This window comes from Streptomyces sp. NRRL B-24085, from assembly GCF_001282115.1.
GTDB lineage: Bacteria > Actinomycetota > Actinomycetes > Streptomycetales > Streptomycetaceae > Streptomyces.
The window spans coordinates 1-9,619 of sequence record NZ_LJBR01000443.1; the positions used below are offsets into that span (position 1 = coordinate 1).

Below are 9,619 nucleotides of genomic sequence, written 5' to 3' on the forward strand. Positions count from 1 at the left end.
CCGACGAAGACCTCTCGGCCCTGGCCGCCCGGCACGGCCTCGCGGTCAGCGGCGCCCGTCCCTCCCTGCCCGACTACGTGCGTCAGCTCTGGGCTCGGCGTCATTTCATCACCGCGTTCTCGACCGCCAAGCTCACCGCGCAGTACAGCCAGGCGAAGCTCGGGCAGGTCTGGCAGGTGATGACCCCGCTGCTGAACGCGGCGGTCTACTACTTCATCTTCGGCGTGCTGCTGGGCACCAAGAGGAACGTGCCGGACTATGTGCCGTTCCTGGTGACGGGCGTGTTCATCTGGACGTTCACCCAGAGCTCGATCATGGCGGGCACCCGGGCGATCTCCGGCAACCTCGGCCTTGTGCGCGCGCTGCACTTCCCGCGGGCCGCGCTGCCGATCTCGTTCGCGCTCCAGCAGTTGCAGCAACTGCTCTTCTCGATGGCCGCCCTGGTCGTGATCCTGCTCTGCTTCGGTGTCCCGGTCGCGGCGTCCTGGCTGCTGGCGGTCCCGGCGCTGGTGCTCCAGTCCACGTTCAACGCGGGCGTCTCCATGATCGTGGCGCGGATGGGCGCCAAGACACCGGACATCGCGCAGTTGATGCCGTTCGTCCTGCGCACCTGGATGTACGTCTCCGGTGTGATGTGGAGCATCGACAAGCTGGCCAAGGGCCACCACGACTGGCCGTCCTGGGTGGTCCCGGTCCTCCAGGCCAACCCGGCCGCCGTCTACATCGACCTGATGCGCTACGCCCTGATCGACAGTTTCCACGCGAGCCAGTTGCCGCACCACGTGTGGGCGATCGCCGTGGGCTGGGCGCTGCTCGCCGGCGTCGGCGGCTTCATCTACTTCTGGAAGGCTGAGGAGACGTACGGCCGTGGCTGACATCGAGAACGACAAGATCCCCACCGTCGTCGTCGACGGCGTCGACATCGTCTACCGCGTCAACGGCACCGGCGCGGGCAAGGGTTCCGCCACCGCCGCCCTCAACCGCATGCTGCGCCGGGGCCAGGCCGAGAAGGCCGCGGGCGTGCGCAGGGTGCACGCCGTCAGGAACGTGTCGTTCGTCGCCTACAAGGGCGAGGCGATCGGCCTGATCGGCACCAACGGTTCGGGCAAGTCGACCCTGCTCAAGGCGGTCGCGGGTCTGCTCCCGGTGGAGAACGGCCGTATCTACACCGACGGCCAGCCCTCCCTGCTCGGCGTCAACGCGGCCCTGATGAACGACCTGACCGGCGAGCGCAACGTCCACCTCGGCGGCCTCGCCATGGGCATGTCCCGCGAGCAGATCAGGGACCGCTACCAGGAGATCGTCGACTTCTCCGGCATCAACGAGAAGGGCGACTTCATCACCCTCCCGATGCGCACCTACTCCTCCGGCATGGCGGCCCGGCTGCGGTTCTCCATCGCCGCCGCCAAGGACCACGACGTCCTCCTCATCGACGAGGCCCTCGCCACCGGCGACCGCTCCTTCCAGAAGCGCTCCGAGGAACGGATCCGCGAACTCCGCAAGCACGCGGGCACGGTGTTCCTGGTCAGCCACAGCAACAAGTCGATCCGCGACACCTGTGACCGGGTGCTGTGGCTGGAGCGCGGTGAGCTGCGCATGGACGGCCCCACCGACGAGGTCCTGGCGGCCTACGAGGACTTCACGGGCGGCCCGGACAAGGCCAAGGCCAAGGCCCAGCAGAAGGCCGCCGCCTGACAGCACGGCTCCCGCACCGACAGCTCCTGCACCACGACGGCGAGGGCGCCCGGGACCGTGAAGTCCCGGGCGCCCTCATGGTCGTAGGCCCGACGAAGGGGCCGTAGGCCTCAGGAGTGCTGCCGCAGCAGTGTCCTCATCGTGCGCATCGCCACCGACAGGTTGGCCAGGTCGAACGCGTCCGAGCTCTGGATCTCCTCCAGGGTGGTGCGGGCCCGGCCGAGGATCGGGGCGTTCTTCTCCTCCCAGGCCTTGAAGCGCTGCTCGGGCGTGGACGTGCCGTTGCCCACCGCCAGGACGTCGGCTGTCAGCGCCGAGTGGGCCGCGTACAGGTCCTCGCGGATGGAGGCGCGGGCCATGGACTGCCAGCGGTCGGCGCGGGGCAGTTCGATGATGCGGTCCATGAGCTGGGTGATGTGGAGCCGGTCGGCGAGGTCGTAGTACACCTCGGCGACGTCCATCGGGTCCTTGCCCATGCGGTCGGCCACCGAGACGATGTCCAGCGTCGGGAAGGCCGAGGAGAAACCGGCCACGCGCGTGGCGAGTTCGTCCGGGACGCCGGAGCCGCTCAGCTCGTCGTAGATCTTCTGGTACCACTCCAGGTCGGCGCCCCGCAGCAGCTTCGGGAGCTGCGACCAGACCTGTTCGACGCGGTCGCCGAAGAACTCGACGGTCTCGGCGAGCTGGAGCGGCTGCGGCCGGTTGTTGAGCAGCCAGCGTGTGCCGCGTTCGACGAGGCGGCGCGAGTGCAGGCGGATACGGGTCAGTACGGCGGCCTCGACCTTGTTGTCGAGTGCCTCGACTCCGTCCCAGACCACGCCGGAGCGGAAGATCGCGCGGGCCACGGTCTGCGCCCGGACGATCTCCTCCAGCGACGCGCCGGTCTCCTCGCGCAGGCGGTGCAGATAGGTCGTACCGCCGGTGTTGACCGTGTCGTTGACCAGGACGGTCGTGGTGATCTCGCGGTGCAGCGGGTGGTTGTCGATGTGCTCGGGGAACTGCTCCCGCAGCGCCTTCGGGAAGTACGTGTGCAGCAGACCGTGCAGGTACGGGTCGTCGGGGAGCGACGTGTGCAGCAGCTCCTCGGCGACCGTGATCTTCGTGTACGCCAGCAGGACGGCCGTCTCGGGGCTGGTGAGGCCCTGTGCCGCGCCGAGCCGTTCGCGGATCTGGCGGTCGGTGGGCAGGAACTCCAGGGCCCGGTCGAGGTGGCCCTCGCGCACCAGGTGGCGCATGAAGCGCTGCTGGGCGTGGAGCATGTCCTTGGACTGGGCGAGCGCGTTGGCGATGGCGGTGTTCTGCGCGTAGTTGTTGCGCAGGACCAGGCGGCCGACCTCGTCGGTCATCTCGGCGAGCAGCTTGTTGCGCTGCTTGACGGTCATGTCGCCCTCGGCGACCAGGCCGTTGAGCAGGATCTTGATGTTCACCTCGTGGTCGGAGGTGTCCACGCCCGCGCTGTTGTCGATGGCGTCGGTGTTGATCTTGCCGCCGTGCAGCGCGAACTCGATCCGGCCGAGCTGGGTCAGGCCCAGGTTGCCGCCCTCGCCGACGACCCGCACGCGCAGGTCGGCGCCGTCGACGCGGATCGGGTCGTTGGCCTTGTCGCCGACGTCCGCGTGGGTCTCGGTGGACGCCTTCACGTAGGTGCCGATGCCGCCGTTCCACAGCAGGTCCACCGGCGCCTTGAGGATGGCCTTCATCAGGTCGGCCGGGGTCATCTTGGTGACCTTGTCCTCGATGCCGAGGGCCTCGCGGACGTGGGCGTTGACGGGGATCGACTTGGCGGTGCGGGGGAAGACGCCGCCGCCCGTGGAGATCAGCTCGGTGTTGTAGTCGGCCCAGCTGGAGCGCGGGAGCTCGAAGATGCGGCGGCGCTCGGCGTAGGAGGCGGCCGCGTCCGGCTTGGGGTCGATGAAGATGTGCCGGTGGTCGAAGGCGGCGACCAGGCGGATGTGCTCGCTGAGCAGCATGCCGTTGCCGAACACGTCTCCGGACATGTCGCCGATGCCGACGACGGTGAAGTCCTCGGACTGGGTGTCGAGGTCCAGTTCGCGGAAGTGCCGCTTGACGGACTCCCAGGCGCCGCGGGCGGTGATGCCCATGCCCTTGTGGTCGTAGCCGGCCGAGCCGCCGGAGGCGAAGGCGTCGCCGAGCCAGAAGTTGTACTGCTCGGCGACGCCGTTGGCGATGTCCGAGAAGGTCGCGGTGCCCTTGTCGGCGGCGACGACGAGGTAGGTGTCGTCCTCGTCGTGGCGGACGACGTCCGCCGGGGGCACGACCTCGCCGGCCACCATGTTGTCGGTGATGTCGAGCAGCGCCGAGATGAAGGTCTTGTAGCTGGCGATGCCCTCGGCCATCCACGCGTCCCGGTCGACGGACGGGTCGGGGAGCTGCTTGGCGACGAAGCCGCCCTTGGCGCCGACCGGCACGATGACGGTGTTCTTCACCATCTGTGCCTTGACCAGGCCGAGGATCTCGGTGCGGAAGTCCTCGCGCCGGTCGGACCAGCGCAGTCCGCCGCGCGCGACCTTGCCGAAGCGCAGGTGCACGCCCTCGACGCGCGGCGAGTAGACCCAGATCTCGAAGGCCGGGCGCGGGGCCGGGAGGTCGGGGATGGCCTGCGGGTCGAACTTCATGGAGACGTAGTCGTGCGGCTTGCCGCCCGTGGCCTCCTGGAAGAAGTTGGTGCGCAGGGTCGCCTTGATGACGGTCAGGAAGGAGCGCAGGATCCTGTCCTCGTCCAGCGAGGCGACCTGGTCGAGCGCGGCGTCGAGCTCCTCCAGGAGGGCGTCCACGAGTTCGTGGCCGGCGCGCTGACGGTCCGGCGACATCCGCGCCTCGAACAGGGAGACGAGCAGCCGGGTGGTGTGGACGTTGTTGCGGAGGGTGTCCTCCATGTAGTCCTGGCTGAACGTCGAGCCTGCCTGGCGCAGGTACTTGGCGTACGCCCGCAGCACCATCGCCTGACGCCAGTTCAGGCCGGCGCTCAGCACGAGGGCGTTGAAGCCGTCGTTCTCCGCCTTGCCGGTCCAGGTGGCGGCGAAGGCCTCCTGGAAGCGCTCGCGGCCGTCGTCGCCGAGGTAGTCGCCGGTGCCGTTCTGCGACTTGGGCATGCGCAGGCCGAAGTCGTAGATCCAGGCGATGCTGCGGTCGGAGCAGCGCAGTTCGTAGGGCCGCTCGTCCATGACCTCGACGCCGAGCCGGTTGAGGACCGGCAGGACGGCGGACAGGGAGATGGCGTCGCCCTTGCGGTAGATCTTGAAGCGGCGCTCCTCGGGGGCGGCGCCCACCGGCTCGTACAGGCTGAGCGCGAAGTCGTTCTCCTCGCCGAGCCGCTCCAGTTGGACCAGGTCGGCGACCGCGGAGCGCGGGCTGTGGTCGGCCTTGTAGCCCTCGGGGAAGGCGTTGCCGTAGCGGCGTGTCAGCTCGGCGGCGCGCTCCTCGCCGAGTTCGGCGTTGAGCGCCTCGGCGAAGCCGTCGGCCCAGGAGCGGGCGGCCTCGACGAGGCGGGCCTCGATGCGCTCCTTGTCGCTGTCGCTGAGCTGCGGCAGCTCGGTGCCCTGCGGGACGCGGACCACGAAGTGCAGCCGGGACAGGATCGACTCGGTGTTCCAGGCGGTGAAGTCGACGCTGATGCCGCCGAGTTCCTCCTTCAGGATGTCGATGATCCGGAGGCGGACGCCGGTGGTGTAGCGGTCGCGGGGCAGGTAGACGAGGGCCGAGTAGTAGCGGCCGTACTCGTCCTGGCGCAGGTAGAGGCGCAGCCGCCGCCGCTCCTGGAGGTAGAGGACGGAGGTGGCGATGGACTCCAGCTCGTCGGCCGGGGTCTGGAAGAGCTCGTCGCGCGGGTAGGTCTCGAGGATCTGGAGCAGGTCGCGGCCGTCGTGGCTGTTGGGCGAGAATCCGGCCCTTTCGAGCACCTCGTCCACCTTGCGCCGAATGACCGGAACCCGGCGTACGGATTCGGTGTAGGCGGCGGAGGAGAACAGTCCGAGGAAACGCCGCTCGCCGACGACATTGCCGTCCGCGTCGAACTTCTTGACCCCGATGTAGTCGAGGTACGACGGCCGGTGCACGGTGGCCCGGCTGTTGGCCTTGGTCAGCACGAGCAGCTTGTGCTCGCGTGCCTTCGCGCGCGCGTCGGCGGGCAGCCGCTCGAAGGACGGGCTGACCGGGTGGCCCTCCTCGCCGGCGTGGTGCGGGTCGGAGCGCAGGATGCCGAGGCCGGTGCCGGGCACGGCCGCGAGGGAGTCGTCCGGCCTGAGCTGGTACTCGCGGTAGCCGAGGAAGGTGAAGTGGTCGTCGGCCAGCCAGCGCAGCAGCTCGCGGGCCTCGTCGATCTCCATGTCGCGCAGATCGGTGGCGACGGGCTCGGCGGGCAGTTCCTCGGCCATCCGCAGGGCCGCGTCCCGCATCTTCTCCCAGTCCTCGACGGCCTCGCGGACGTCGGACAGGACGCGCAGCAGATCGGCGGTGATCTGCTTGAGGTCGCCGCGGTCGGTCTCGCGGTCGATCTCGACGTGGATCCAGGACTCGGTGTGCGCGTCGTGCGGGAGGTCGGCGGAGGGCGGGGCGGTGAGGATCTCGATGAGCTTGCCGGTGAGGTCGCGGCGGACGACGACCTGGGGGTGGATCACGACGTGGATGCCGCGTCCCTGGCGGGTCAGCTCGTTGGTGACGGAGTCGACGAGGAAGGGCATGTCGTCGGTGACGACCTCGACGACCGAGTGGGTGCAGGTCCAGCCGTTCTCCTCCACCGTGGGGGTGTGCACCCGCACGTTGGCCGTGCCCTGCGGGCGGGCCTCGCCCAGCCGGAAGTGGGAGAGAGCGGCTCCGTAGATGTCGACCGGGTCGCGGTCGGCGAGGTCTTCGGGGGCCGTGTGCAGGTAGTAGCGCTGGAGGAACGCGAGCACGGTCTCGCTGTCCGGGGTGTCCGGAGTGCGGGGGGTCTCGTCGTCCGTCGTCCCAGTCGGTAGGTGCCCCCCGGCCGGGCTGTTCTCAGCTACCCGCGCGGCCCTCTCGAGCAGCTCGGCCTTGGCTTCGTCCAGCTTGGTCTGCATTGTCCTCTGACTCCTGTCGCGCGCCGTTGCGTGACGTAGAAGGAAGTACGGTCTCTTCTCCTGCGGCTCGACGCCACGGCCCGGGGTCTCCGGTCTGCTCCGACGCTATGCCGCAGGGTGAGATGAGCGGGGGTATATCGGCCATTCTCGGCACGCCTGCCAGGTGTGACGCTGCTCTCTGCCGCGCCGGTGACGAGGGTGTGCTCGGCGTCATGAGGGTCACTACGGCCCCGTCCCGCCCGCGAGGACCAGCGGCCGCCGCCCGGCCACGGAGGTGTTCCGTGCGCACCGGGCGCGGGGCGGGGGCCACAGCGCCCCCGCGAACTATCGCGCTGATCACGCCACCAGGCTATCGCTCCTCACAGGGGGGCCGTCATGAGCCGTATGTGTACAAAACCGGGGGTGGAACTTTGACACTCTGCACAGTGCCGACGCCGCATCCAGGCCATGACCTTCTTCCCTCCTTTTCGCACACCCTCTTGGCAAGCGCGCCCCGTCGGTGCACTTTGCCGACATGACCGCAAAAATCCTCATCGTCACCGGTGACGCCGCAGAGTCACTGGAGGTCCTGTACCCCTACCAGCGCCTCCGCGAGGAGGGCTACGACGTCCATGTCGCGGCCCCCGACCGCAAGCAGCTCCGTTTCGTCGTCCACGACTTCGAACCCGGCTTCGACACCTACACCGAGAAGCCCGGCTACACCTGGCCCGCCGACCTGGCCTTCGCCGAGGTCGACGCCGGCCAGTACGCGGCTGTCGTCATCCCCGGCGGCCGCGCCCCCGAGTACCTGCGCAACGACCCCGAACTCCGCAAGATCCTCAAGTCCTTCTTCGACGCGGACAAGCCGGTCGCCCAGATCTGCCACGGTCCGCTGCTCACGGCCGCGGTCGACGGCCTCCGCGGCCGCCGTGTCACGGCCTATCCGGCCCTCGAACCCGACATGCAGGCCGCAGGCGCGACGTACCAGGACACGGAGGTGGTGGTCGACGGCACCCTGGTCTCCTCCCGCGCCTGGCCGGATCACTCGGCCTGGATGCGGGAGTTCCTGAAGGTGCTCCGGGCGAAGGCACCGGTCACCTAGTCGGCTCCGTGCCGGTACGTGCCGTACACCGCCGGGTCGCGGGACGGAGGCGGGCCGTCACGCCGCTATTCGCTCGGCCTCCGCGACCGCCTCCGCCAAGGTGTCCACCACGGGCACCCCCACGCCTTCGAGGCTGGCCCGGCTGTGCGACCCGCCCGTGTACAGCACGGCCCGTGCTCCCACCCGCATCGCGGCCACCGCGTCGTCCGCGGCGTCCCCGATCACCACGGTCCGGGCCGCCTCCACTCCCACCAGGGCGGCGAGATGCCGCTCCATGTGCTCCGCCTTGCTCCCTCCGGACGGTCCCGTCCGCCCGTCCACCCGCAGGAAGTGCTCCTCGATCCCGAACCCTCGGACCAACGGCACCAGCTCGTCATGGACGTACATGCTGAGGATCGACTGGCTGCGCCCGGCCGAGCCCCACCCCGTGAGCAGCTCCACCGCGCCGTCGGTGAGCCCGCATCCCACCCGGTGCTCGGCGTAGTACCGGTGGAAGGTGTCGTCCATCAGCTCCCACTCGGCGTCGGTGGGCAGCCGGCCGAGCAGTCGCTCGTAGAACTTCGGCACCGGCACGCAGTACAGCGCCCGGTACTGCTCCATCGTGATCGGCGCGAGCCCCAGCTCGCCGAATGCCGCGTTCGTCGCCCCGATGATCGCGTCGTTGTCGTGGAACAGCGTGCCGTTCCAGTCCCAGACGATGTGCGCCCCTGTCAGCTTCCCCATGCCGAAAACGTACCCGCCCCCACTGACAATCAAGAGACCGGCAGGTCACGCCGGGTGGAGCCGCGGCCCGGGACGGCGGAGAACGGGACGGCGGAGAACGGGCTCAGCCGCCCAGCCCCACCAGGTTCGGGATCTCCTGGGTGGCGTACCACAGCAGCTCGTGGTCCTCGGCCCCGTCCACGACGAACTGCGCGTCGTCGTCCCCGGCGTCGGCCGCCTCCAGCGCGTCCACGGCGGCGGTGACGTCCTCCACCGCGTCGTCCGAGTCGACGTGCACCGCGGCCGCCTTGGCCAGCCTCACCGGCCCGGCGACCCGCACCTCACCCAGCGCCGCGGGGTCCAGCGCCCGGTCGGGGTCGGCGACCGCCGCCCCGTCGGCCACGTCGACGGCCACCACGACCCGGCGCCGCACGGACCCGGAGTCCGCGGCGAGCAGCCGCAGCGAGGCCAGCGCGGCCCGGTTCAGCGCCGCGTACTCCAGCTCCTCGATGTCGTCGGAGAGGTACCACTCGCGCAGGGCGGGTGTGACGGCGTAGGCGAGGAGCGGTCCGGCCCCCAGCTCACCCGTCTTGTACGCCTCGGCGAGACCGGAGAGGGTCAGGGGGACGTAGACGCGCATGACTGGCCGCTTTCGTGGTCGGAGAACATCGTCGGAAGGGTCCGCGAAGGCCTTCAGGATACGTGCGGGCGTCCCCTTTCGAGTCCCTGCCCGGACCTCGCCGGGCGTCCACCCCGGGCCCGGAATTCACCCTCCCTGCCCCCGCGTTCACGGGCTTTTCGCCCCTCGGATTACCCTGATAGGTGAACATTCCGGCCACCCGACCCGGGCCCGCCGCTTCCTTGCCGCAGCGGTCTCCGGCCCCGTACAAGATCCCCAACCGAAGTTACTGCCCGGTACTTCCCGGGCCCGCTGAACGGGGATCCCATGAACAAGGTCATGACCAGGGCCCAGCACCACCCCGGCACCCGCCCGCCGGCCCGCCGCGACTCCCGCCGGCCTGGCGGCACGCCGCCCCGCACTCCCGGTGGCAGCGCGCCCCGCACGGCCCCGGGCGACGGC

6 protein-coding genes are annotated in these 9,619 nt (G+C 69.8%); 3 read left to right on the forward strand and 3 right to left on the reverse strand.

Translation table 11 applies throughout. From position 1 onward, the window contains the following. Together AOJ26_RS36050 and AOJ26_RS36055 are read left to right on the forward strand one after the other, a co-directional pair. On the forward strand, positions 1 to 875 hold an 875-nt coding region (locus AOJ26_RS36050), incomplete at its 5' end, for an ABC transporter permease (protein ID WP_053852574.1). Further along, positions 868 to 1,695 (forward strand): ABC transporter ATP-binding protein, encoded by an 828-nt coding sequence (locus tag AOJ26_RS36055; protein WP_078960159.1) that lies wholly within the window; start codon positions 868 to 870, stop codon positions 1,693 to 1,695. The genes AOJ26_RS36050 and AOJ26_RS36055, both read left to right, overlap by 8 nt. 110 nt (positions 1,696 to 1,805) lie before the next feature. Here AOJ26_RS36055 and AOJ26_RS36060 read toward each other — a convergent pair whose 3' ends face one another. Beyond that, positions 1,806 to 6,755, reverse strand: a complete 4,950-nt coding sequence (locus tag AOJ26_RS36060; RefSeq protein WP_053852575.1) for an NAD-glutamate dehydrogenase — start codon at positions 6,753 to 6,755, stop codon at positions 1,806 to 1,808. 514 nt (positions 6,756 to 7,269) lie between these two features. Between AOJ26_RS36060 and AOJ26_RS36065 the strand changes: the two genes are divergently transcribed. After that, positions 7,270 to 7,836, forward strand: coding sequence for a DJ-1/PfpI family protein (locus tag AOJ26_RS36065; protein ID WP_053852576.1), 567 nt, complete (start codon positions 7,270 to 7,272; stop codon positions 7,834 to 7,836). 57 nt (positions 7,837 to 7,893) lie between these two features. Here AOJ26_RS36065 and AOJ26_RS36070 read toward each other — a convergent pair whose 3' ends face one another. Then, positions 7,894 to 8,559 (reverse strand): HAD family hydrolase, encoded by a 666-nt coding sequence (locus AOJ26_RS36070; protein WP_053852577.1) that lies wholly within the window; start codon positions 8,557 to 8,559, stop codon positions 7,894 to 7,896. 103 nt (positions 8,560 to 8,662) lie between these two features. Further along, on the reverse strand, positions 8,663 to 9,178 hold the full coding sequence (locus tag AOJ26_RS36075) for a DUF6912 family protein (RefSeq protein WP_053852578.1): 516 nt from the start codon (positions 9,176 to 9,178) through the stop codon (positions 8,663 to 8,665). Between the last annotated feature and the right edge of the window lie 441 nt (positions 9,179 to 9,619).

What these genes read in the sequence shown, in the direction of transcription:
- AOJ26_RS36065 (WP_053852576.1), top strand. Translation starts at nt 7,270, where the DNA reads ATGACCGCAAAAATCCTCATCGTCACCGGTGACGCCGCAGAGTCACTG.
- AOJ26_RS36070 (WP_053852577.1), bottom strand. Translation starts at nt 8,559, where the DNA reads ATGGGGAAGCTGACAGGGGCGCACATCGTCTGGGACTGGAACGGCACG.
- AOJ26_RS36075 (WP_053852578.1), bottom strand. Translation starts at nt 9,178, where the DNA reads ATGCGCGTCTACGTCCCCCTGACCCTCTCCGGTCTCGCCGAGGCGTAC.
- AOJ26_RS36060 (WP_053852575.1), bottom strand. Translation starts at nt 6,755, where the DNA reads ATGCAGACCAAGCTGGACGAAGCCAAGGCCGAGCTGCTCGAGAGGGCC.